Below are 23952 nucleotides of genomic sequence, written 5' to 3' on the forward strand. Positions count from 1 at the left end.
CGTCGGGGCGGGGGGGGGGGGGGGGGGGCGGGGGCGGGCCCCCGGGCGCCGGGGGGGGGGCCCCCCCCCGGCGGGTCCCGCCGAGGCGGGACCGGCGCTGCTCGCCTCGACGGCTACGGGTTGACGCAGCCGATCGAGCCGATCGGGAAGTTGTTGCCGGTCGATGTCGCCGTGAAGCCGAAGGTGACGCTGCCGTCCGCCGGGATGGTCCGGTTGTAGTCGACGTTCTTGACCGTCAGGGTGCCGTCGGACCCGGTGGTCAGCGCGCCGTTCCAGACTTGGCTCACCTTGGTGCCCGTGCCGGGCGTCCACTGCACGGCCCAGCCGTCACGCGCGGTGGTGTCGTGGTTCATGACCTCCACGGAGCCCTGGAAACCGCCGCTCCAGGAGTTGGTCACGCTGTAGACGGCCATGCATCCGGTGTGCGGATCGCCCGGGGTGGGGGTGGGGGTCGGCGTGGGAGTCGGGGTGGGAGTGGGCGTGGTGGGCGTGGTGGGCGTAGGAGTCGGCGTGGGCGTGGTGGTGCTGCCCGAGCCGCGGATGCCGGTCACCTCGCCCTTGCCACCGTCGAAGACGATGTCGGAGCAGGAGAAGAAGTTCTCCTGGCTGTCCGAGCGGACCCACTGGATGAACATGATCGCGTCGCCGGAGCGGCCCGACGGCAGGGTCGTGTTCCAGTAGTAGTGGCCGCCGTCGGTGCCCGGTGATCCGATCGCCGGCGGGTTGCTGACGGTCTGGATCAGCTCCAGGTCGTCCCAGCCCAGTTCGGTGCTGGGCGAGTAGCCGGCCTTGGACACGTACACCCGGAACTCGCCCGGGTGCGCTGCCCAGTTGCTGTGATCGACCTCGATCGTGGCGCCGGACGTCAGGTGGGTGCGCGGCCAGTCGGAGCGGGCGGCGTTGTAGCCGGTGAAGTTGTACGGCGACCGGTTGCCGGCGCTGCACAGCGTGCCGTCCGGGACGTAACCCGCCCCTCGGCCACCGGCGTTGGAGTCGAGCACGGCGAACCAGTTGTACAGCGCGGTCGCGCCGCTCTCGGCGAGCGCGGCCTTGCACGCCGGGTTCGTCGGGTCGAGGGCGCCGGTGCTGGTCTTGGCGTCCAGCCAGCAGAGGTAGGTACGCGACCCCGGTGACATCGCCACGCCGTGGGCCTGCGCGCTGCCCTGGCCCAGCAGGGTCAGGGCGATCCCGCCTAACAGCGTCGCGAGCGCCGCCGCCAGGGCGACCAATCGATTCTTGCGTTGAGCCATGGAAGTCTCCAGTGCCTGGGTGGGGGTTGCCTTCGAGTGGGGCCTGTCTCCTGTGCTCGTCACGGGGCGGCTTTCCGGGGCGAGCGGCTGCGGGACCGGGCGCGTACGCACAGCGGCGACAGCGTCGGGTCCGCGCGGTGACCGGGCCGTGGAACAGCCGCGTGCGAGGGGTGGCTGGGCGGGGGCGATCAGTGCATCGGGAGCGTCTCCGCCGCCCGATTTGGGAGCGCTCCCATACACGGTTCACGAGAACTGTAGGAGTGTGCCATGCCCCTGACAACCCATCGGACGCGAATGCGTGAGGGTCGGTGCGGATCGGCTGGTCCGAAACTTTTCGCGCGTGCCGACGGCGGTCAATCGTGTCCAAGAGCTTGACGGTGTGTCGCGCGACCCCGAGATTGGGAGCGCTCCCACATCTGTCCTTCCGGTACGCGACCACACGCGTCTCCCGTAGCGGTGCACCCCGAAGATCTCGGGACCGGCATGATCGGCCCGCAGGGCGCTGTCACGGCGACGCGCGGTCGGCCCGCAGGTCCCGCGCCCAGGACCGGTTCCGCCGACCGGGCGGAACGGACCGCTTTCGGGGCGGCGAGCTACGGGAGCGTCCCATTGCGTAACCCCCCTGCGCACGAGGAGAAATGCTGTGAAACGGCTTCTGGCTCTACTGGCGACCTGCGCGACGGTCCTGGGCCTCACTGCTCTGCTCAGCCCCCAGGCGGTGGCTGCCGCCGGATGCAAGGTCGACTACACGTTCGCCAGCCAGTGGCAGGGCGGCTTCCAGGCCGGAGTGAAGATCACCAACCTGGGCGATCCCGTCTCCGCGTGGACGCTCACGTTCGCCATGCCGGACGCGGGGCAGAAGCTCGTCCAGGGCTGGAACGCCACCTGGGCGCAGTCAGGTTCGACGGTCACCGCCGCCGGCCTCGACTGGAACCGTGCGCTGGCGACCGGTGCGGCGGTCGACGTGGGCTTCACCGGCTCCTTCACGGGTGCCAACCCGAAGCCCACGGCGTTCACACTCAACGGCGTCGCCTGCACGGGCTCGGTCGCCGGCGGCGACCCGACCCCGACTCCCACCCCGACTCCCACCCCGACTCCCACCCCGACGCCGACGCCCACGACGCCCGCGCCGAGCACCGGCACCCCCGTCGACATCAACGGACAGGTGCACGTCTGCGGCGTGAACCTCTGCAACCAGTACAACCGCCCCATCCAGTTGCGGGGGATGAGCACGCACGGCATCCAGTGGTTCAGCGCGTGCTACAACGACGCGTCCATGGACGCGCTGGCGCAGGACTGGAAGGCAGACCTGCTGCGCGTCGCCATGTACGTGCAGGAAGAGGGGTACGAGACCGACCCGGCGGGCTTCACCAGCCGGGTGAACAGCATCGTCGACATGGCCGAGGCCCGCGGCCTGTACGCGATGATCGATTTCCACACCCTGACGCCGGGTGACCCGAACTACAACCTCGCGCGCGCCAAGACCTTCTTCGCGTCCGTCGCGGCCCGCAACGCGAACAAGAAGAACGTGATCTACGAGATCGCCAACGAGCCCAACGGCGTGAGCTGGGCGGGCATCAAGAGCTACGCCGAGCAGGTCATTCCGGTGATCCGCGCCGCCGACCCGGACGCGGTCGTCGTCGTCGGCACCCGCGGCTGGTCCTCGCTGGGCGTCTCCGACGGCTCCAGCGAGAGCGAGGTCGTCAACAGCCCGGTCAACGCCACCAACATCATGTACGCGTTCCACTTCTACGCGGCGAGCCACAAGGACAACTACCGTGCCGTGCTGAGCCGTGCGGCCGGCAAACTCCCGATGTTCGTGACGGAGTTCGGCACCGTGAGCGCCACCGGTGGCGGCACGCTTGACCGGACGAGCACCACGGCCTGGCTGGACCTGCTCGATCAGCTGAAGATCGGCTACGCGAACTGGACCTACAGCGACGCCCCCGAAAGCAGTGCGGCGTTCCAGCCCGGCACCTGTGACGGCAGCGACTACAGCAGCAGCGGCGTGCTGACCGAGTCGGGCACGCTGCTCAAGAACCGGATCAGCACCTCCGACAACTTCCCCACCGGCTGACCCGCCGGCTGACCCGTCGGCCGACCCGTCCGCCGACCCGTCCGCCGAACCCGCCCGTCGGCCCGTGAGGGGGCTCCGGCCCTGCCGAAGCCCCCTCACGGCGCCGGCCCTTCCACCCCGCGTCGGACGTGCGGTGCCGGAACCCACCCGACCACCCCTGGCTTTCCAGGCGGTCGCCGACTGCCCGACCACCCCGGCTTCCCGGACGGACGTCCCCCCCGCTCCGGGGTTCACACGAGAGTGAGGTAACCAATGGGTCTGCTCGACAAGAACCGTGACGGTGTACTCGGACTGTTCCGCGTCGTCGTCGGGTTGCTGTTCGCCTGCCACGGAGCGGCGGCTCTGTTCGACGTGTTCGGCGGCCCCCACGGCGCGTCCCCGCGCCTGTGGGAGTGGCCGGGCTGGTGGGCGGCGCTCATCCAGTTAGCCGGCGGCATCCTGGTGCTGGTGGGCTACGGCACCCGGGCATCGGCGGTGATCTGCTCCGGCTCCATGGCGTACGCCTACTTCGGCACGCACCAGGCGCACGCGCTGCTGCCCATCGAGAACGGCGGTGAGGCCGCCGCGATGTTCTGCTGGGCGTTCCTCCTCATCGCGGCTCTGGGACCGGGCCGTTGGGCCCTGGAGAAGGCCCTGGCGCGGAGCGACGACACACGGACGAAGGCTCCCCTCGCACGGCACTGAGCCGCCGTCCGGCATCCGGATCCGCCCGCTCCCGCCGCCTGCGCGGTCACGGCCCGGGGCTCGGTGGAAAGGCCCGCCGCACCCGTCGTCCGGCACGCCAGGAGGCAGCGGCGGGCATCCGGGCAGCCGGTCGAGGCGGTCCTGACGATCCGGCCGGGCCGGGGTTAGTCTGCGCGGACGATCGTCAACTGGAGGTACGCATGCGTCGTCCTGTCGGACGGAACGTATCGGTCCTGGCCGTGCTCGCCGTGGTGGCGTCCGTCGGGGCGGCAGCCCCCGCCGGATCGTCGCCGCGGCCCGGCTCACCGGTCAAGACGCCGGTGGCCGCCGGGTACGGGGGAGCGGTGGCCAGCGTGGACGCGGACGCCACGGCGGCCGGTATCGAGGTGCTGCGCAAGGGCGGCAACGCGGTGGACGCGGCCGTGGCGACCGCCGCCGCGCTCGGGGTCACCGAGCCGTACTCGGCCGGTATCGGGGGCGGCGGGTACTTCGTCCACTACGACGCCAAGTCCCGTACCGTGCAGACCATCGACGGCCGCGAGACGGCGCCCCGCACCGCCGACTCCTCGCTCTTCCTGGAGGACGGCAAGCCGCTGGCCTTCAACGACGCCGTCACCAGCGGTCTCAGCATCGGCACCCCCGGTACCCCGGCCACCTGGGACAAGGCGCTCGACACCTGGGGCACCAAATCGCTCGGCACCCTGCTGAAGCCCGCCGAGCGCCTGGCCCGCGACGGCTTCGTCGTGGACAGCACCTTCCGCAGCCAGACCGAGGGGAACCAGGAGCGGTTCGCCGACTTCCCGGCCACCGCCGAACTCTTCCTGCCCGGTGGTGAACTCCCCGTGGTGGGATCGGTGTTCAAGAACCCGGACCTGGCCCGCACCTACGAGAAGCTCGGCCGCGAAGGCGTCGACGAGCTCTACCGGGGCGCCCTGGGAGAGGACATCGTGCGCACCGTGCGAAACTCTCCCGTCGACCCCGCGTCCGGCCGCGTCGCCCGGGCCGGAGATCTGAGCACCCAGGACCTGAAGGCGTACCGGGCGCTGAAGCAGGCCCCGACCAAGGTGGGTTACCGGGGGCTCGACGTCTACGGCATCGCGCCCTCCTCGTCCGGCGGGACGAGTGTCGGCGAGGCCCTCAACATCCTGGAGTCCACCGACCTCTCCGGGGCGAGCCGGGCGCAGTACCTGCACCGGTTCATCGAGGCGAGCCGGATCGCCTTCGCGGACCGGGGGCGCTGGGTCGGCGACCCGGCGTTCGAGGACGTGCCCACGGCCGGGCTGCTCAGCCAGCGGTTCGCCGACGCGCGCGCCTGCCTCATCCGCGACGACGCCGTGCTGACCAGCCCGCTGGCCCCCGGTGACCCGAGCTCCCCGACGTCCTGCGCGAAGGGCGGCACCGCCGCCCCGACGACGTACGAGGGGGAGAACACCACGCACCTGACGGCCGCCGACAAGTGGGGCAACGTCGTCGCCTACACCCTCACCATCGAGTCGACCGGCGGCAGCGGTATCACGGTGCCCGGACGCGGATTCCTGCTCAACAACGAGCTGACGGACTTCTCCTTCGCGCCCGCCAACCCGGCCGTGCACGACCCGAACCTGCCCGGTCCGGGCAAGCGCCCGCGCTCGTCGATCTCGCCGACGATCGTCCTCGACCACGGGAAGCCGGTGGTGGCGCTCGGATCGCCCGGCGGAGCCACCATCATCACCACCGTGCTCCAGACCCTGACCGGCCGGCTCGACCGCGGGCTGCCGCTCGTCGACGCCATCGCCGCCCCCCGCGCCAGCCAGCGCAACGCGGCGGCCACCGAGATCGAACCCGCGCTCTGGGACAGCCCGCTGCGGGCCCAACTGGAATCCCTCGGTCATGTGTTCAAGCTAAACCCGGAGATCGGTGCGGCCACCGGGGTCGAGCGGCTGCCCGACGGCCGGTGGCTGGCGGCGGCCGAGCCGGTACGCCGGGGCGGCGGCTCGGCGATGGTGGTGACGCCGAGCGAGGGCCGACGCTGACCGGCCGATGCCGATGCCGATGCCGATGTCGGTGCCGGTGCCGGTCGACGGCCGGCACCGACCGGCCGACGCTGCTCGCTCACCGACGCCGACCGGCGGCTCTACCGACCGGCCCGTGGTGCGTACGGGCCGGTCCTGAGTCGCACCATGCCAATTACTATACCGGTCGATGTGGTATTAGAATGACGGCATGGTTCGTACGCCCCTGACACCCGAAGAGCGCCGCCGCGGCGAGCGGCTCGGTGCCCTGCTCCGTGAGGCTCGCGGTGGGCGCAGCATGGTCGCCGTCGCGGCGAGCGCCGGCCTCTCCGCGGAAACCCTCCGCAAGATCGAGACCGGCCGGGCCCCGACGCCCGCCTTCTTCACGGTGGCGGCGATCGCCGCCGCCCTCGGGCTCACCCTCGACGAGATCCTGGCGGGCTGCGCCGAGGAGTCCGGCGCCGAAGGAGCCGGTGCGGCGGAGTCCGGCGCGGTGCGGTCCGGTGCGGCGGAGGGGTCCGGGCGGGCGTTGTCCGTACCGGTCGGCGAGCTGCTTCCGCTCGGGGCCTGACGGACGGCTCCCGGGGCCTGCGGCCTGCCCGTAGGCTCAAGGTGTGACTCTCCAGGACTTCGCCCGCAGCGAGTACGTCAGCCTGACCACCTACCGCAAGGACGGCACCCCGGTCGCCACCCCCGTATGGGCCGCGGCCGACGGCGGAACGCTCTACGTCTGGACCCGCTCCGACTCGTGGAAGGTGAAGCGGCTGCGCCACACCTCCCGGGTCCGCGTCACCGTCTGCGACGTCAAGGGCCGGATCGCCGAGGGCGCGCCCAGTGCGGAGGGGACCGCCCGGCTCGTCGAGGGGGCGGACGTGGCGGCCGTACGCAAGGTGCTGTCCCGGAAGTACACCTGGAAGTTCTGGCTGGTCGACCGGCCGGCCATGGTCGTACGGCTCGGAAAGCGGCCTCACACCGGCATCGCCGTCACGTTCTGAGCGGGTGCGGGACCGGGAGCGTGCGCCCTCGCCGTCGCCGGGTCCGCGCTCCCGGCGCCTCGGACTGGAAAAACGGTCGTAGCCGCGCCGTAACACACCTGCGGTCGAATGCGAGCTGGCTGGAGGGTTCCAGCCGAGGGCCGACGAGGGCGGCGATGACGGTGCATCAGCAAGTGGTCGAAGTGGACGTGTTCGCGCGGTTCCTGGGAGAGCTGGCCGCCCGTCTGGACCCCGGAAGCGGTTGGTACGGGGTCTTCGCCCGGCGTGATCCCGCCGGGATGCGGGCCTGCTTCGAGGGGGCCGAGATACCGCCCTGGGACGTGGTCGAGTCGCTTCTCCAGGATCTGGCCGCCTCCTACGGTACGCACCACGCCGAACAGGAGTCCGTGCGCGCCGCTTCGCTCTACGCCGCCTCGGCGGCGGCCCACGACCGGCGCCCGGGCGGGCGCCAGGAGCTCGGCCGACGGCTGGAGTTGATGGCCCGCGAACAGGAGGAGGCGGCCCGGCGGGTGCGCGCCGCCGAGGCGGGCGGCGCGCTGACCGCCGACCGGCAGGCGCTCGCCTGGGCCCAGGACGACCACCGGCGCGCCACGGCGCGGTGCGCCGAACTCCGCAGCCGGCTCGCCGCGCTCACCGCCCCGCGCGACTGGTTCCGGGAGGAGGCGGTCCCGTACGTGGAGGCCCCCCGGCCCGCCCCGGACGCCGGCGCCCCCCGCCCCGCCGGAGCGGCCGTACGGGAACGGGATGCGCCGAACGCCCGTACGGGGCAGCCCGGTTCGCCGTCATCCGTAGCCGCGGAGCGAAACCACACCGGCCCCGCGTCCGCGGCCCCCGCGCCGAGGGCCGTACGCGGGAAGCCGAGGGGGGCCCGGTTCGCCGGGCTGGAGGCCGACGACGGGGCCGTCCCCGCACCCTCGGCGCTCCCACTGCTGCCCGCCGCCGCGCCGTCGGCCCCAAAGCCCCGGGGGGCCCGTTTCGGCGCCGCCGCCCGCGAGGCCGAGGAGAGCGAGGAGGCGTCGGCCCCGGCTGCCGATCCGGCGGCGGTGCGGGCGGCGGCCGACGTGGTCGCGCTGCTTCTGGCGATGCGCGCGGAGGGGCGTACGGGAGAGGCGTACGTCGTGCTCTGCGAGGCAGCCGCCTGGCCGGCCGAGCGACTGCCGGTACTCGCCGTGGCGCTGGGGCTCGCCGGTCTCGACGCCGACTGGGTCACCCTGCTGTGGGAGATGTCCTCGCTGCCGCCCGCCGGGCTGGCGGCGGCGGTCGGCGCCCTCGCGGCGGCCGGGCGCGACGAGGACTGCGGCCACCTTCTGCGGCAGGGCGCCTCCCGGACGGCCGAGGAGATCGCCGAGGCGGCGGTCGCGCTCGACCTGGCGGGCCGCGAGGCCGAGGCGGAGGAACTGCTGGGCGCGTTCGTCCGCGTCAGGTCACCGCACGAGGCCGCGCGGATCGCCGGGGCGGGGCCGGCCCACCTCGTGCCGCAACTGCTCGCGGCGGCCCGCAGGGTGTCGGCGGCCCGGGAGTGGGACCTGGTGCACGCCCTGCGGGTCGCGGGCGTCCCCGGCGTCTGACGTGCCGTCACGCATGGTCCGTTCGGGCCCGTACGGGCTGCTTCCGGCGTGTCCCGGCGGAGTTGCGTGCCCCCCGGGCGCGAAACGTGATCGACTCGGCCGGTTCACGGCGACGGTCTTGCCCCGCCGTGGGGAGGGGCTTACGTTCTCCTCCTACCTTCCGTGTCCACCCGCGTAGAAAACGCGTAGAGGCTCTGACGTCGCGTCGAAGGAGCAGCTCATGTCCCACGTCGTTCGCGCCGCACTCGTCCAGGCGACCTGGACCGGCGACACCGAATCCATGATCGCCAAACATGAGGAGCACGCGCGCGAGGCCGCCCGGCAGGGGGCGAAGATCATCGGGTTCCAGGAGGTGTTCAACGCCCCGTACTTCTGCCAGGTGCAGGAGCCGGAGCACTACCGCTGGGCCGAACCCGTGCCGGACGGCCCCACCGTCTCCCGGATGCAGGACCTGGCCCGCGAGACCGGCATGGTCGTCGTGGTGCCCGTCTTCGAGATCGAGCAGTCGGGCTTCTACTACAACACCGCCGCGGTGATCGACGCCGACGGCTCGTACCTCGGCAAGTACCGCAAGCACCACATCCCGCAGGTCAAGGGGTTCTGGGAGAAGTACTACTTCAAGCCCGGGAACGCCGGATGGCCCGTGTTCGACACGGCGGTCGGCAAGGTGGGCGTCTACATCTGCTACGACCGGCACTTCCCCGAGGGATGGCGCCAACTCGGACTCAACGGAGCGCAGTTGGTGTACAACCCGTCCGCCACCTCGCGTGGACTCTCCAGCTACCTCTGGCAGTTGGAGCAGCCCGCCTCGGCCGTGGCCAACGAGTACTTCATCGCCGCGATCAACCGGGTGGGCCGGGAGGAGTACGGCGACAACAACTTCTACGGCACGAGTTACTTCGTCGACCCGCGCGGCCAGTTCGTCGGAGACGTCGCCAGTGACAAGGAGGAGGAACTCCTCGTCAGGGACCTGGACTTCGACCTCATCGAGGAGGTCCGCAACCAGTGGGCCTTCTACCGCGACCGCCGCCCGGACGCCTACGACGGGCTGGTGGAGCCGTGACGGACCTGCACGCGCGCCACCGTGCCGTGAGCCCCGACTGGCTCACCCTCTACTACGAGCGGCCCCTGGAGATCACCCACGGCGAGGGGCGCCACGTCTGGGACGCGGACGGCAACCGGTACCTGGACTTCTTCGGCGGCATCCTCACCACGATGACCGCGCACGCGCTCCCCGAGGTGACGAAGGCGATCAGCGAGCAGGCCGGGCGGATCGTCCACTCGTCCACCCTCTACCTCAACCGCCCGCTGGTGGACCTCGCCGAGCGCGTCGCCACCCTCTCCGGCATCCCCGACGCGCGCGTCTTCTTCACCACCTCCGGCACCGAGGCCAACGACACGGCCCTGCTGCTCGCCACCACGTTCCGGGGGTCCAACCAGATCCTCGCGATGCGCAACAGCTACCACGGCAGATCGTTCTCCACGGTCTCCGTCACGGGCAACCGGAGCTGGTCGCCCACCAGCCTCTCCCCGCTCCAGACCCTGTACGTGCACGGCGGAGTGCGTACCAGAGGGCCGTACGCGGACCTGAACGACGCCGAGTTCACCGCCGCGTGCGTGCGCGATCTGGAGGACCTGCTCGGGCACACCCGCGGTGCCGCCGCGCTCATCGCCGAGCCGATCCAGGGGGTCGGCGGCTTCACCTCGCCGCCCGACGGCCTCTACGCCGCCTTCCGCGAGGTGCTCGACCGCCACGGCGTGCTGTGGATCTCCGACGAGGTGCAGACCGGCTGGGGCCGCACCGGCGACCACTTCTGGGGCTGGCAGGCGCACGCGGAGAACGGCCCGCCGGACATCCTCACCTTCGCCAAGGGCATCGGCAACGGCATGTCCATCGGCGGAGTGGTGGCCCGCGCCGAGGTGATGAACTGCCTGGACGCCAACTCGATCTCCACGTTCGGCGGTTCACCCGTCACCATGGCGGCCGGCCTCGCCAACCTCACCTACCTCCTCGACCACGACCTCCAGGGCAACGCCCGCCGGGTCGGCGGACTGCTCATCGAGCGCCTGCGGGCCCTCGCCGCACGCGTGCCCGCGGTACGCGAAGTGCGCGGGCGCGGGCTCATGATCGGGATCGAACTGGCCGAGCCCGGCACCGGCCGGGCGGACCCGGAGGCCGCCGCGGCCGTCCTGGAGGTGGCGCGCGAGGGCGGGCTGCTCATCGGCAAGGGCGGTGGGCACGACACCAGCGTGCTGCGGATCGCCCCGCCGCTCTCCCTCTCCGTCGCCGAGGCGGAGGAAGGCGCGTCGATCCTGGGCGAGGCCCTGCGCGCGGCGGGCTGACCACAGGGCGGCGGGCCGGGAGACGACCCGCCGCCCACCCCGGAGGACGCGCGCACCGCGCCGCCCACCCCGGGAGGCCGCGCGTCGCGCCGCTTCCCTCCTTCACCACGCACCGGGCCCGTCCCCGTGGGACCGGTCCCTTCCCGGCACAGCGAGGAGAGGCACATGAGCCGCACCGTGATCCACGGCGGTCTGGTCGTCACCGCGTCCGACGAGATCCACGCCGACGTGCTGATCGAGGGGGGCCGGGTCGTCGCGCTCGCCGCCCACGACAGCGACACGGCCGAGGGCTGGACCGGGCGGAGGATCGACGCCACCGGGAAGTACGTCATCCCGGGCGGGGTGGACGCCCACACCCACATGGAGATGCCGTTCGGCGGTACGTACGCCTCCGACACCTTCGAGACCGGAACCCTGGCCGCCGCCTGGGGCGGCACCACGACCATCGTGGACTTCGCCATCCAGTCCAAGGGCGGGTCGCTCAAGGCCGGACTCGACGCCTGGCACGAGAAGGCCGAGGGGAAGTGCGCGATCGACTACGGCTTCCACATGATCATGTCGGACGTGAACGCCCGCTCCCTCAAGGAGATGGACCAGCTCGTCCAGGCCGGTGTCACCTCGTTCAAGCTCTTCACCGCCTACCCGGGGGTCTTCTACTCCGACGACGGCCAGATCCTGAGGGCGATGCAGCGCGCGGGCTCCAACGGCGGGCTGGTGATGGCCCACGCCGAGAACGGCCTCGCCATCGACGTACTCGTCGAACAGGCACTGGCGCGCGGTGAACGGGACCCCCGCCACCACGGCGAGGTCCGCAAGGCGCTGCTCGAAGCGGAGGCCACCCACCGGGTGATCAAGCTCAGCCAGGTGGCCGGGGCGCCCCTCTACGTCGTCCACGTGTCCGCGCAGGAAGCCCTCGCGGAGATCGCGCGCGCCCGGGACGAGGGCCACCCGGTGTTCGGCGAGACCTGTCCGCAGTACCTCTTCCTGTCGACGGACAATCTCGCCGAACCCGACTTCGAGGGCGCCAAGTACGTCTGCTCCACGCCACTGCGCCCGAAGGAACACCAGGCGGCGCTCTGGCGCGGGCTGCGGACCAACGACCTCCAGGTCGTCTCCACCGACCACTGCCCGTTCTGCTTCAAGGGACAGAAGGAGCTGGGGCGCGACGACTTCTCCAAGATCCCCAATGGGATGCCGGGCGTCGAGAACCGGATGGACCTGCTCCACCAGGCCGTCGTCGACGGCCACATCGGTCTCCGCCGCTGGATCGAGATCGCCTGCGCCACCCCCGCCCGGATGTTCGGGCTGTACCCGAAGAAGGGCACCATCGCCCCGGGCTCCGACGCGGACATCGTCATCTACGACCCGCACGCCGAGCAGACGGTCTCGGCCGCGACCCACCACATGAACGTCGACTATTCGGCGTACGAGGGCAAGCGCCTGACGGGCCGGGTGGAGACGGTGATCTCGCGCGGCGTCCCGGTGATCGACCACCGCTCCTACGTCGGACACGCCGGGCACGGCACCTATCTGCCGCGCGGCATCTGCCAGTTCGCCCACTGAGGGCGGCCGGGACGCGTGAACGCCCCGCCCGGACGCGGTGTCCGGACGGGGCGTTCGACGTGACTACGCCGCTCAGCGGCGGGTACGGACCAGCAGGTAGAGGAAGTACGGGGCGCCGATGACGGCCGTCATCAGGCCCGCACCGAGCTGCGCCGGGGCGATCACCGTACGGCCGGCCAAGTCCGCGAGGCAGACCAGGACCGCTCCGAGCAGCACCGCGACCGGGACGACCCGCGCGTGCCGCCGGCCCACCAGAGCGCGCGCCGCGTGCGGGGCGACCAGGCCGACGAAGCCGATGAGACCGGCCGCCGCGACCGCGCTCGCCGCCAGCAGCACCGACATCACCAGGAAACCGAGGCGAGCCCGGGTGAGGTGCAGCCCGAGGAGCCTCGGGGTGTTCTCGTCCAGCGCGACGAGATCCAGCTCCCGGCGGCGCACCACCGACCACACCAGACCCACCGCCAGCACCACCGCGACCGGCAGCACGTCGGGCATGGTCCGGCCGTAGGTGGAGCCGGAGAGCCAGGTGAGCGCCCGCGTCGTGTCGAACGGGTCGCTGAGCACGATGACCAGACTGATCAGCGCCGTCGTGGTGGCGAACACCCCCATCCCGAGCAGGACCAGCCGGTTCTGCCCGAAACCGCCCCGCGCCGCCAGCCCGAAGACCAGCCCGGAGGCGACCGCCGCCCCGGCGAACGCCGCTCCGGCGATCAGCCAGGAACTCGCCGCCGTCACGGTGGTGACGATCAGCACGGCACCGAGCCCCGCCCCGCCGGTGACACCGAGGATGCCCGGCTCCGCGAGCGGGTTGCGGGTCACCGCCTGCACCTGGGTGCCGGACAGGGCCAGCGCCGCGCCCGCGAGGAGGGCCGCGAGGACCCGGGGGACGCGGGTGTCGAGCACGTACGTGACGACCCGTCCGGACTTGCCCTGCGCCCAGTTCACGACGTCCCCGAGCAGCAGCTTCGCGTCGCCGACGAGGACCGCCGCGACGACCGTGCCGACCAGCACCACGACGAGCGCGACCACGGTGACCAGGTACGCCGTCCGGCCGGGTATCCGCAGACGGTCCGGCGCCTCGGCCGAGGCGGTGTCCCGGGTACGGAGCGCCATCACGGCCAGGAAGACACCGCCGACCACCGTCGTGACGACGCCCGTGGGCACTTCCACCGCCAGGTCGGCGGGGACCAGCGCCCGCAGCAGCACGTCCGCCCCGAGGATCAGCGCGGCGCCCATCAGCCCGGCGACGGGCATCTGGACGCGGAACCGTACGAGACCGCGGAACCGGCGGGCCAGCGGACGTACCAGCGCGGGGGCGCAGAGGCCGACGAACCCGATCGGCCCGGCGAGCGTGACGGCCGCGGCGGAGAGCAGCGTGGCGAGGACGACCGCGGTGATCCGGGTGCCCCGGACGGGGACGCCCAGCCCCCGCGCGGCGTCGTCGCCCAGGCCCAGCGCGTCGACCCGGCGGGCGACGAGCAGCAGCCCGACGAGCCCCACCACGACGAACGGGATCATCTGCTGGATGCCGTCGAACCCGTTCTGCCCGATGCCGCCCTGCCCCCACCGGTAGAGACCTTCGGTCCGCTGGGGGAAGAGCAGCAGCAGCGCCTCGGTCACCGCGTTCAGACCCAGCATCAGCGCGCTGCCGGCCAGGACCAGGCGTACCGTCCCCTTGCCCAGCCCGGAGAGCCCGAGCACCACCGCCGCGGCGGCGAGGCCGCCGACGAACGCGGCGCCCGAGGAGGCGAGGAACGGCAGCGAGACGCCGGTGACGGCGACCACGCCGAGCGCCAGGTACGAACCCGCGTTCACCGCCAGGGTGTCCGGTGCGGCGAGGACGTTGCGGCTGACGGCCTGGAGAGCGGTACCGGCCGCGCCGAGCGCCAGCCCGACGAGGATGCCGGCGACCATGCGCGGCAGCCGGGACGCGATGACGACGGAGGAGTCCCCGGCGTCGGCCCGGCCGAGGAGCGCGTCCCAGACCTGCGACGCGCCGACGTCGGCGGTGCCCTGGGTGATGTCGACGACGGCGAGGACCAGGACGAGCAGCACGAGCCCGGCCGTCACCGCGACCGCGCCCGTCGTGGCCGCGGCGGTGCGGTCACGGCCGACCGCGGGGTTGTCGATGACGGCCACGGCGCGCTACTTCTTCGTCAGGGCGTCGACGAGGGAGTCGGCGTACGCCTCCATCGAGCGGGGGCCGCCGAACATCCAGACGCCGTCGGGCAGCCGGTGCACGTTGCCGTCCTTGACGAACGGCAGCGACTTCCACACCGCGTTCTTCGAGAGGTTGTCGGCGAACGCGTCGCCGTCCACGTCGTTGGCGACGTAGGCGAAGTGCACGTCACCGAGCTTGGTGAGACCTTCCACGTCGGTGGTCGCGAGACCGTAGGCCTTGTCGCCCTCCACGGTCCAGGCGTTCTTCAGGCCGAGCTGCTCGTTGACCGCGCCCAGCAGGGACTTCGCGGTGTAGGCGCGCACGGAGACCTGGTTGGCGTCGACGTAACCGTCGGCGGAGGCGATGGAGGCGCCGCCGAGACCGGCGTCCTCCAGGGCCTTCTTGTTCTTGGCGATGTTCGCCTCGTACTCGTCCTTCACCGTTTCGGCCTCGGCGGTCTTGCCGGTGGCCTGGGCTATGAGGTCGAGGCCCTTGGTCATCGTGCCGATCTGGTCGGCACCGTCGGCGGAGGTCACCTGGATGACCGGGGCGACCTTGCGCAGCTGCGTCACGACGTCGGGGGAGAGGTCGTCGGTGGCGACCACGAGGTCCGGCGCGAGGGCCGCGACGGTGTCCATGCTCGGCTCGCCGCGGGTGCCGATGTCCTTCGGGTTCCCGGTGAGCGGGGCCGCGGTGTTCCACGCGGTGTAGCCCTTGACGTCGGCGACGCCCACGGGGGCGACGCCGAGCGTGACCAGGTCCTCGATGACGTTCCACTCGGTGGCGACGACCTTGGTCGCGGGGCCGTCGAGGGTCACCTTCGTGCCGGTGGCGTCGGTGACGGTGATCTTCTGCGAGGCGGGCTTCGCGGAGGCCGAGGCGGCGGAGTCGTCGGTGGACGGCTCCGAGGTGCCGCAGGCGGTCAGCGAGAGGGCGGCGACGGCGACGGTGGCCGCGGCGATGAGGTGACGCTTCATGAGGAGGTGCTGAGCCTTTCGGATCTGGAGTGGTGGCGGCCCATCGCGCGGGTGCGCAGCCTGCCGGTCGACGGATCGGTGTCGACGTCGATACGGATGCCGTAGACGTCGGACAGCAGTTCCGGTGTGAACACGTCCTCGGGCGCGCCGTCGGCGACGACGCGTCCCGCGTGGAGCAGAGCGACCCGGTCGGCGACGGACGCCGCCTGGTCGAGGTCGTGGAGGACGACGCCCACGGCGATGCCGTGGAGGTCGGCGAGATCGCGCATCAGGTCGAGCAGTTCGACCTGATAGCGGAGGTCGAGGTAGGTGGTCGGCTCGTCCAGGAGCAGGACGCCCGTCTCCTGGGCCAGGCAGCTCGCCAGCCACACGCGCTGGAGCTGTCCGCCGGAGAGCTGTTCGACGCCCCGCCCGGCGAGGTCCTCGACGCCGGTGAGGGCGAGGGCGCGGTCCACCGCGGCGGAGCCGTCCGGGTCCGGACGACCCCAGCGGCCCCGGTGCGGATAGCGGCCGAACTCGACCACGTCCCGCACGCTGAGGCCGCCCGGAGTCGACCGGGACTGCGTCAGCAGCGCGACGCACCGGGCGAATTCCCGGGCGCCGAGCGCGAAGCCGTCGGTGGCCCCGTCGGTGCCGCCGTCCACGGTGAGCGAGCCGCTGCGCGCGTTCTGGAGCCGGGCGAGCGTACGCAGCAGCGTCGACTTGCCGCTGCCGTTGGGGCCCACCAGCGCGGTCACCTCGGCCGGCCGCAGGTCGAGGCTCGCCGCGTGCACGACGTCCGTACGGCCGTAGGCGACGGTCACCGCCTCCGCGGACAGTCCGTGACCGCGCGTCTGTGGCACGCCGACGGCCGAAGAGGCGTACGCCGTGCCGGAAATGCTCTCACCAGCTTTCATGCGGCTTAGGTTAGCCTGCCCTTAGATGAGGGGGAACATCACCCCTGGTCACGGAATGGCGTCGATGAGCGCGGCGGGGCGCGGTGACGGTGCGCGGTGACGGGGCGGCGGGGCGGTGGTGGCGCGGTGATGGCGTGTTGAGCCGCCGGCGCGGGGAGGGGCGACCGGTGCGAGGCGGGGGCGCCCGCCCCCGGACAGCACGAAGCCCGGCGGCCGACGCTGCTGCGATCGGCGGCCGGGCTGCGCCCGGAGGCCCGAGGGGCGTGTTCGGGGGCGTGTTCCCAGACGTGTGTGCCTGGAGGTGAGAGGTGTGTTCCTGAAGCGTGTGGTGCGCGGTCGGTCAGTCGCCGCGGGCGGTCAGCTCTTCCACCAGTCGTCGAGCGGGGTGGCCGGGACGGTGCGCTTGTGGCGGGACGCCTGGTAGATCGACTCCAGCCTTGCCGCGACCCCGGGGGCGACCTCCTTGCCCTCCAGGTAGTCGTCGATCTCGGAGTACTTCAGGCCGAGCGCCACCTCGTCCGGCAGCGCGGGGCGGCCGTCCTCCAGGTCCGCCGTCGGCACCTTCTCCCAGGTGCTCTGCGGAGCGCCCAACTCCCGCAGCAGGGCGGCACCCTGACGCTTGGTCAGCCCGGTGAGCGGGGTGAGGTCGACCCCGCCGTCGCCGTACTTGGTGAAGAAGCCGGTGACCGCCTCGGCCGCGTGGTCGGTGCCCACGACGAGCAGCCCCAGCTGCCCGGCGAGCGCGTACTGGATCACCATGCGCTCACGGGCCTTGACGTTGCCGCGTACGAAGTCCCGCAGCTCCGGCTCCCCTTCCGGCAGCTGGGCCAGCGCGACCGCGACCTCGCCGGCCACGGTGTCCGCGCCCGGCTTGACGTTCACCGCGACCGACCGGTCCGGGCGGATGAACTCCAGCGCGATCTGCGCGTCGTGCTCGTCGGCCTGGACGCCGTACGGCAGCCGCACCGCGAGGAAGGTGGCCTCGTGCCCCTCGGCCCGCAGCTCCTCGGCCGCGAGCTGGCACAACTTGCCGGTCAGCGTGGAGTCCTGCCCGCCGCTGATCCCGAGCACATAGCCCTTGGCCGGGGTCGACCGCAGGTAGTCCTTGAGGAAGTCGACCCGCTGCCGGATCTCCACCTTCGGTTCCACTGCCGTCCTGACGCCGAGGTCGGCGATAATCTGCTCCCTGAGGGTCACCATTCCCGTACTCTACTGGCCGCTTTGTTACAGGGAGAAGTCGGCACGGTCGGGCCGGCCTCCATCCCGCCCCCGTTGTTCCGCAGGTCACAGGGGTGGCGACGCGGACCGGGAGGCGGTACGGGTGCCGCCCGGGACGAGGGCGGGGACGGGGGCGCGCCAGCGGCGGGAGGAAATCCCCCGGAGCGGCCCCGACCGTGCCTCACCGCAACGCTCCCTCCAGTACGGCCCGGCCGAGCGGGGTCCGGTGGTGGAGGACCCGTACCCCCTGCCGCTGGGAGAGGAGCAGCCCCGCCTCCCGCAGGACGGTGGCGTGCCTGCTGGCGGTCGACGGGGCGAGCCGGAGCGCCGCGGCGAGGTCCATGGTGGTCATCGGGCGGTCCAGCATCCGCAGCAGTTCGGCGCGCGAGGCGCCGATGAGCTGCGCCGCCGGGGCGTCGCCACCGTGGTGCCGGCGTTCGAGCCAGCCGGGCGCGGGGTGAAGCGGGTGGACGAGGACCGGGGGCAGCTCCTCGTCCACGAGGGTGATCGGGGAGCGGACGCAGAAGAAGGCCGGGAGGAGGGTCAACGATCTCCCGCGTAAGGGCAGTTCGCGGTCGCGTGGGTACGGGGCGCGCAGCTCGCGGTCCCGGTAGCGCCACCCGGGCAGCTCGTCGTACCCGGTGAGGAGGCCCTCCGCGCCGTGGCTGAGAACGGCTTCGGCGCGGGCGGTCCGGTCGGCCGCCGCCTGCTCGCGGATGGCGTCGAGGTAGGGCGCGACGGCCACCCGGTGGTAGGCGCGCAGGGCGGCGGCGAGGCGGTGCAGGGCCCGGGGGCAGCCGTCGGCCAGAGGGCGCACGGCGGCCGGGACGGGGTGGCCGGTGTGCGCGTACAGCCGGGTGAGTTCGGCCCGCAGGCGGTGCCGTGGGGTGGCGAGCAGCCGTTCGAGCCCGGTGTCGAGGTCGGTGTCCCCGCGGCCGGGCGTCAGGAAGTCGGGGAAGTACGAGCGGTCCGGGCAGAGCCGGATCAGGGCGCGGGTCGCGGGGGCGAGCCCGGACCGCCGCAGGGCCTCGGCCACCTCGCGGCGCCACGCCCCGAACGCGAGGGGTGCCTGGCGGTTCTGGAGCAGATGCAGGCTCAGCGCCGTTTCCCAGAGCGGGTCCACGTCGGGGGCGAGACGCAATCGGGCCAGCTCCTGGTGCGTGAACTCCACCCGTAGCACGGTGCACCCCCGGTGGTCACGGGCGTTCGTCGGCGCCCGCCCGGGCGGAACTCTACGCGCATTGCGGATCTGACGCATGCATGTCAGGGGATGCGGAAGGTAACGGGAGTCCCGCCCCGGCGGCAAGGGCGCGAAGGCCTTCTTCGACCAGGAACGAATGGCTTGCGCGGCACCCCGGGCCGCACCACCGTGGCGGTCACGTGTCACGTCGTCACCAGGCCGCCGGTCCGGTGCGTCCGGGCTCCGTCGGAGGTGCCCACCCGGGCCCCGGCCGGCGGTCCGGCCGCCGATGCCCGCGTCCGCCGTTCCCCGGCGCCACGGGCATCCCGCGCGTCACGGCTCCACCGGCATCACCAGCCCCACCGGCATCACCAGCCCCACCGGCTCGACCAGCACGGCCTTTCCGGCTCGACCAGCACGGCCTTCCCGTTCCACCAGCACGGCTTCTCCGGCACCACCCTCCCGGGCGAACCCACCGCCCGCGAGTCCTTCCCCGCCCCCCACCGAGAAGGAGGCGCACCGTGCGCCGTGACCCCAGACCCCGCCCCGCCGCTCTGCCCGTTTCCGTACGCCGCGCACCGGGACCCCGCCGCGTCGCGTCCCTCGTCCGCCGGGGGCCGGCCGCCGCCGTCTCCCTGCTGGCGCTCGCCGCGCTCTCGCTCGCCGCCGGCCCCGCCGCCGCCCGCGACGCCGCCCCGGGTGACGCCCCGCTCGGGATCGTCAGCTGGCGGGCGGACCTCTCCGCGCCCACCGGGGACGAGACCAACGTCAGCCGCGCCGACGGCACGCTGCGCCTCCGCGACCGGGACGTACGGCCCGCCTCCGCGCGCTCTCCGCGCGGTCAGGGCGCGGTCCTCCTCCCCGTACGCCGGCTCGACCGCGCCGTCGACCGGATCACCCCGGACGTCGACGCCACCCTTCCGGCCGGATCGCAGGTGGTGGTCGACGTGCGCGGGCAGGACGGGCTGGGCCGGTGGACCGAATGGCGGGAGGCGAGCGAGGCCGCCCCGGCCGTGCTGCCCCGGGCCGTCACCCGGGTGCAGGCCCGGATCGTGCTGGTCGCCGCCCCCGACGGTGCCGCGCCGAGTCTGCGTGCCCTGTCGCTGAGCGCCGAACTCGACCCCGACGCGCCCCGGTCCCTCGCGGCAGCGGCGTCCGTCACGTCGACGGTGTACGCGACCCGCGAGGGGCTGGTGGGCGGTACCACCGCCAACGGGCACGTGATCGTCGCCAGTGACCACTTCGTGGCGCTGCCGTCCCGGCGCGGGCTCTCCCCGAAGGGCAGCGCCCAGTACTCGGTCAGGGTCTGCGGCCCCGCCCGCTGCGAGACGGCCCCGGTGTGGGACGTCGGCCCGTGGAACACCAAGGACGACTACTGGAACCCCTCCTCCACCCGCGAGTCCTTCAAGGACCTGCCGCAGGGCAAGCCCGAGGCGCAGGCCGCCTACCTGGAGGGGTACAACGGCGGCCGGGACGGGTCGGGCCGCACCGTGCTCAACCCGGCCGGCATCGACCTCGCCGACGGGACCTTCTACAACATCGGCCTCAACAACAACGGTTACGTCACCGTCGAGTACCTCTGGACCGGCGCGGGCGCAGCGACCAAGTCCTTCCCGACCTGGGGCACCGACGTCAACATCCGCCAGCAGGCCACCAGCACCTCCACCCGGGTCGCCCAGCTCGCCGGGCCCACGACCGTACGGGTGCAGTGCCAGGTGCACGGGCAGCTCGTCCAGTCCGGCGGTTACAGCAACGACGCCTGGTCCTACCTGCCGGACTACGGCGGATACATCTCCAACATCTACATCGACAACGCCGCCAGCTGGCTCCCCGGCGTCCCGAACTGCTGAGGGCGCGCACCTGACGGGCCGGGAGGGCGGCGTGTCCCGACGCCTTCCCGGCTCCCTCTTCCCAAGGTGCCGAAAGCCCTTCCCGGCCCCCTCTTCCCAAGGTGCCGAAAGCGGTCCAGAATCATCGCTCCGCGACTCGCGTCCGAGGCGCCGTCGTACAGGGTTCGGCATGGTCCGATATGGAAGGATTCCGCCGGAGAACGTCACTCGTGGGCGGTGTGCCCGCGGTGCCGGACGCCGAGGGAGGCCTCCCACCCTGTGAGGCGGACTCGCCTTCCACGGACGGAAGTTCACCGGCGATCCTCACCGGCGGACTTCACCGGCGGATGTTCACCGGCCGGGGTGGCCGCGGCCGTCCGCCCCGCGCGCCACCCTCCGCGCACTGGACCAGGAGCAGCGACATGGACTTCGGACTCGTACTCCAGACCGACCCGCCCGCCTCGTCCGTCGTCGGCCTGATGCGCCGCGCCGAACGCAACGGATTCCGGTACGGCTGGACCTTCGACTCGGCGGTGCTCTGGCAGGAGCCCTTCGTCATCTACAGCCGCATCCTCGAACACACCGAGCGGCTGGTCGTCGGCCCGATGGTCACCAACCCCGGTACCCGCACCTGGGAGGTCACCGCCTCCACCTTCGCCACCCTGAACGACATGTACGGCAACCGGACCGTCTGCGGCATCGGCCGGGGCGACTCCGCGATGCGGGTCGCGGGCCGCAGACCCAACACGCTCGCCCGGCTCGGCGAGGCCATCGACGTCATCCGCGACCTCGCCGAGGGGCGCGAGGCGTCCGTCGACGGGCAGCCGGTCCGCATCCCGTGGGTGAAGGACGGCAGGCTGCCGGTGTGGATGGCCGCGTACGGGCCCAAGGCGCTGGCCCTCGCCGGGCAGAAGGCCGACGGGTTCATCCTCCAGCTCGCGGACCCGTTCCTCACCGAGTGGATGATCAAGGCGGTACGGAAGGCGGCGGCGGACGCGGGCCGCGACCCGGACTCCGTCACCATCTGCGTCGCCGCCCCGGCCTACGTGGGCGACGACCTCGGCCACGCGCGCGAGCAGTGCCGCTGGTTCGGCGGCATGGTCGGCAACCACGTCGCCGATCTGGTCTCCCGGTACGGCGAGCACTCCGGCCTGGTGCCCGAGGCCCTCACCGCGTACATCGCCGGCCGCTCCGGCTACGACTACAGCCACCACGGCCGCAGCGGCAACCCGGACACCGCCTTCGTGCCGGACGAGATCGTCGACCGGTTCTGCCTGCTCGGCCCCGCCGAGGCGCACATCGAGAAGCTCCGGGCCCTGCGCGACCTCGGCGTCGACCAGTTCGCCGTCTACAACATGCACGACGCCCGCGAGGCCACCATCGACGCCTACGGATCGACGGTCATCCCCGCCCTCGCCGACTGACCCCGGCCGAGCCGCCGCATACCCCCGCACCCGCACCCGCACCCGCACCCGCACCCGCACCCGCACCGGCTGTACGTACGTCCCGGGCCCGGCACCGAGGCCGGCCCGGGTCTCCGTCCGCGCCCCGCACGGCACCACTCCCGAGCGAAGGGTTCAGCCGCATGACAGCGACCACCCCACCCACCCCGCCCACCCCGCCCGTGGTGACACCGTCCGGCGGGACGGGCCCGGCCGGTCCGGACGTCGCGCAGCAGGCGCACCCGGACGGCCGGGTCGCCCTGTCCGACCCGGCCGCCCTGGAGGGCTCCCGGTTCGCCAACGCGGACCTGGTGCCGGTCCCGGTCGAACGCCGCACGTGGGGCACGTACAACTACCTCGCCCTCTGGGTGGGTATGGCGCACTGCATCCCGTCGTGGACGCTGGCCTCGGGGCTCGTCGCGCTGGGAATGGACTGGAAGCAGGCGGTGCTGACGATCGCGCTCGCGAACGTGATCGTGCTACTGCCGATGCTGCTGACCGGTCACGCCGGCACCAAGTACGGCATCCCGTTCCCGGTGTTCGCGAGGGCGGCCTTCGGGGTGCGCGGGGCGAACCTGCCGGCGATGGTGCGGGCGGCGGTGGCGTGCTGCTGGTTCGGCATCCAGACCTGGATCGGCGGCGAGGGCATCTACCTGCTCCTCGGCAAACTGATCGGGGACGGCTGGCTCGACGCGGGCCGGATATCGGGCACGCCGTGGACGCAGTGGCTGTCGTTCGCGGTGTTCTGGCTGCTGGAGGTCGCCGTCATCACCCGGGGCATGGAGACCCTGCGCAGGGTGGAGAACTGGGCGGCACCCCTGGTGATCGTCGGTGCTCTGGTGCTGCTGGGCTTCATGGCCGCCGAGGCGGGTGGCTTCGGACCGCTCCTGGACCAGCCTTCCCGCCTGGGCTGGGGGAGCGGGTTCTGGAAGGTGTTTTTCCCCTCCCTGATGGGCATGATCGGCTTCTGGTCCACGCTGTCGCTGAACATCCCCGACTTCACGCGCTTCGGCGGCAGCCAGCGCGCCCAGGTCCGGGGCCAGGCACTGGGTCTGCCGACCACGATGACCCTGTTCGCGGTCCTGTCGGTGCTGGTCACCTCCGGCTCCCAGGCCGTCTACGGGGAGCCGATCTGGGACCCGATCGAGCTGAGCGCGAAGATGAGCAACACCGTCGGCGCCCTGTTCGCCCTGCTGATCGTGATGGTGGCCACCGTGTCGGTCAACATCGCCGCCAACGTGGTCTCGCCCGCCTACGACCTGTCGAACCTGATGCCTCGTCATGTCGGGTTCCGCACGGGCGCGTTGATCACCTGCGTGGTCGGCGTCCTGATCATGCCGTGGAAGCTGGTCGCCGACCCGCACGTCTACATCTTCACCTGGCTGGGCTTCGTCGGCGGCCTGCTCGGCACGGTGGCCGGCATCCTCGTCGCCGACTACTGGATCGTGCGCCGCACCCGCCTGGAACTGCGGGAGCTGTACGAGCCCGGCGGCGGCTACTGGTACGCGGGCGGCTGGAACTGGCGCGCGGTCGCGGCGTTCGTGGTGGGCGGAGTCCTCGCGGTGGGCGGCTCGTACTCCACGCTCGACGCCGACGGCAAGAAGGCGGGCCCGTTCCCGGTCGACGGCCTGATCCCGTTCCTCAAGCCGCTGGCCGACTACGGGTGGGCCGTCGGGCTCGGCGCGTCGGTCGTGGTCCACCTCGCACTGACGGCGGGCGTCCGGGAGAGGAAGACCGCCTCCGGCACCGTGTGAGGCGCCCGGTGAAGCCCGGCGGGG

The 23952-nt window shown here is 72.5% G+C and carries 18 protein-coding genes; 12 read left to right on the forward strand and 6 right to left on the reverse strand.

All coding sequences use genetic code 11. The features are described 5' to 3' along the window. Positions 1-113: 113 nt before the first annotated feature. On the reverse strand, positions 114-1250 hold the full coding sequence (locus ACFWEE_RS30235; protein ID WP_386893981.1) for a lytic polysaccharide monooxygenase: 1137 nt from the start codon (positions 1248-1250) through the stop codon (positions 114-116). Positions 1251-1893: 643 nt separating this feature from the next. On the opposite strand from ACFWEE_RS30235, the gene ACFWEE_RS30240 reads away from it, so the two are divergent. The 9 genes from ACFWEE_RS30240 (at position 1894) to hydA (ending at position 12471) form a co-directional block, all read left to right on the forward strand. Next, a complete protein-coding gene (locus ACFWEE_RS30240; protein ID WP_386893983.1) occupies positions 1894-3327 on the forward strand; it encodes a cellulase family glycosylhydrolase in 1434 nt (477 codons plus the stop codon). Between the two features lie 252 nt (positions 3328-3579). Next, complete coding sequence (locus ACFWEE_RS30245; protein WP_386893985.1) at positions 3580-4011, forward strand: DoxX family protein; 432 nt, start codon at positions 3580-3582, stop codon at positions 4009-4011. A 200-nt stretch (positions 4012-4211) separates the two neighbouring features. After that, entirely contained in the window at positions 4212-6023 is a 1812-nt protein-coding gene (ggt, locus tag ACFWEE_RS30250; RefSeq protein WP_386893987.1) for a gamma-glutamyltransferase, read from the forward strand. A gap of 190 nt (positions 6024-6213) precedes the next feature. Beyond that, positions 6214-6573: a helix-turn-helix domain-containing protein gene (locus ACFWEE_RS30255; RefSeq protein ID WP_386893989.1), complete on the forward strand. Its 360-nt coding sequence runs from the start codon at positions 6214-6216 to the stop codon at positions 6571-6573. Positions 6574-6616: 43 nt separating this feature from the next. Continuing rightward, positions 6617-6997 (forward strand): PPOX class F420-dependent oxidoreductase, encoded by a 381-nt coding sequence (locus ACFWEE_RS30260; protein WP_386893991.1) that lies wholly within the window; start codon positions 6617-6619, stop codon positions 6995-6997. Between the two features lie 155 nt (positions 6998-7152). Then, on the forward strand, positions 7153-8565 hold the full coding sequence (locus tag ACFWEE_RS30265) for a hypothetical protein (RefSeq protein WP_386893993.1): 1413 nt from the start codon (positions 7153-7155) through the stop codon (positions 8563-8565). A 220-nt stretch (positions 8566-8785) separates the two neighbouring features. Then, complete coding sequence (locus ACFWEE_RS30270; RefSeq protein ID WP_386893995.1) at positions 8786-9628, forward strand: nitrilase-related carbon-nitrogen hydrolase; 843 nt, start codon at positions 8786-8788, stop codon at positions 9626-9628. Beyond that, entirely contained in the window at positions 9625-10908 is a 1284-nt protein-coding gene (locus ACFWEE_RS30275; protein ID WP_386893997.1) for an aspartate aminotransferase family protein, read from the forward strand. Before ACFWEE_RS30270 ends, ACFWEE_RS30275 begins: the two co-directional genes overlap by 4 nt. Before the next feature lie 165 nt (positions 10909-11073). Further along, positions 11074-12471 (forward strand): dihydropyrimidinase, encoded by a 1398-nt coding sequence (hydA, locus tag ACFWEE_RS30280; protein WP_386893999.1) that lies wholly within the window; start codon positions 11074-11076, stop codon positions 12469-12471. A gap of 72 nt (positions 12472-12543) precedes the next feature. Here hydA and ACFWEE_RS30285 read toward each other — a convergent pair whose 3' ends face one another. The 5 genes from ACFWEE_RS30285 to ACFWEE_RS30305 form a co-directional block, all read right to left on the reverse strand. Then, entirely contained in the window at positions 12544-14610 is a 2067-nt protein-coding gene (locus ACFWEE_RS30285; RefSeq protein WP_386894001.1) for an iron ABC transporter permease, read from the reverse strand. 6 nt (positions 14611-14616) lie between these two features. Beyond that, a complete protein-coding gene (locus ACFWEE_RS30290; protein ID WP_386894003.1) occupies positions 14617-15609 on the reverse strand; it encodes an ABC transporter substrate-binding protein in 993 nt (330 codons plus the stop codon). Then, positions 15606-16505: an ABC transporter ATP-binding protein gene (locus tag ACFWEE_RS30295; protein ID WP_386894005.1), complete on the reverse strand. Its 900-nt coding sequence runs from the start codon at positions 16503-16505 to the stop codon at positions 15606-15608. Before ACFWEE_RS30295 ends, ACFWEE_RS30290 begins: the two co-directional genes overlap by 4 nt. A 357-nt stretch (positions 16506-16862) precedes the next feature. Then, positions 16863-17705 (reverse strand): ammonia-dependent NAD(+) synthetase, encoded by an 843-nt coding sequence (nadE, locus tag ACFWEE_RS30300; protein WP_386894007.1) that lies wholly within the window; start codon positions 17703-17705, stop codon positions 16863-16865. Positions 17706-17904: 199 nt separating this feature from the next. Further along, positions 17905-18894 carry an ArsR/SmtB family transcription factor gene (locus ACFWEE_RS30305; RefSeq protein ID WP_386894009.1) on the reverse strand — a complete coding sequence of 330 codons (990 nt, stop codon included), beginning with the start codon at positions 18892-18894 and terminating at the stop codon, positions 17905-17907. Positions 18895-19424: 530 nt separating this feature from the next. Between ACFWEE_RS30305 and ACFWEE_RS30310 the strand changes: the two genes are divergently transcribed. The 3 genes from ACFWEE_RS30310 to ACFWEE_RS30320 all read left to right on the forward strand — a co-directional run bounded on the left by ACFWEE_RS30310 (position 19425) and on the right by ACFWEE_RS30320 (position 23928). Then, positions 19425-20753 carry a hypothetical protein gene (locus ACFWEE_RS30310; RefSeq protein WP_386894011.1) on the forward strand — a complete coding sequence of 443 codons (1329 nt, stop codon included), beginning with the start codon at positions 19425-19427 and terminating at the stop codon, positions 20751-20753. A gap of 401 nt (positions 20754-21154) precedes the next feature. Then, entirely contained in the window at positions 21155-22156 is a 1002-nt protein-coding gene (locus ACFWEE_RS30315) for a TIGR03842 family LLM class F420-dependent oxidoreductase (protein ID WP_386894013.1), read from the forward strand. A 161-nt stretch (positions 22157-22317) separates the two neighbouring features. After that, positions 22318-23928: an NCS1 family nucleobase:cation symporter-1 gene (locus tag ACFWEE_RS30320; RefSeq protein ID WP_386894015.1), complete on the forward strand. Its 1611-nt coding sequence runs from the start codon at positions 22318-22320 to the stop codon at positions 23926-23928. Positions 23929-23952 lie beyond the last annotated feature (24 nt).

It is taken from the genome of Streptomyces sp. NPDC060184, assembly GCF_042728795.1.
Lineage (GTDB): Bacteria > Actinomycetota > Actinomycetes > Streptomycetales > Streptomycetaceae > Streptomyces.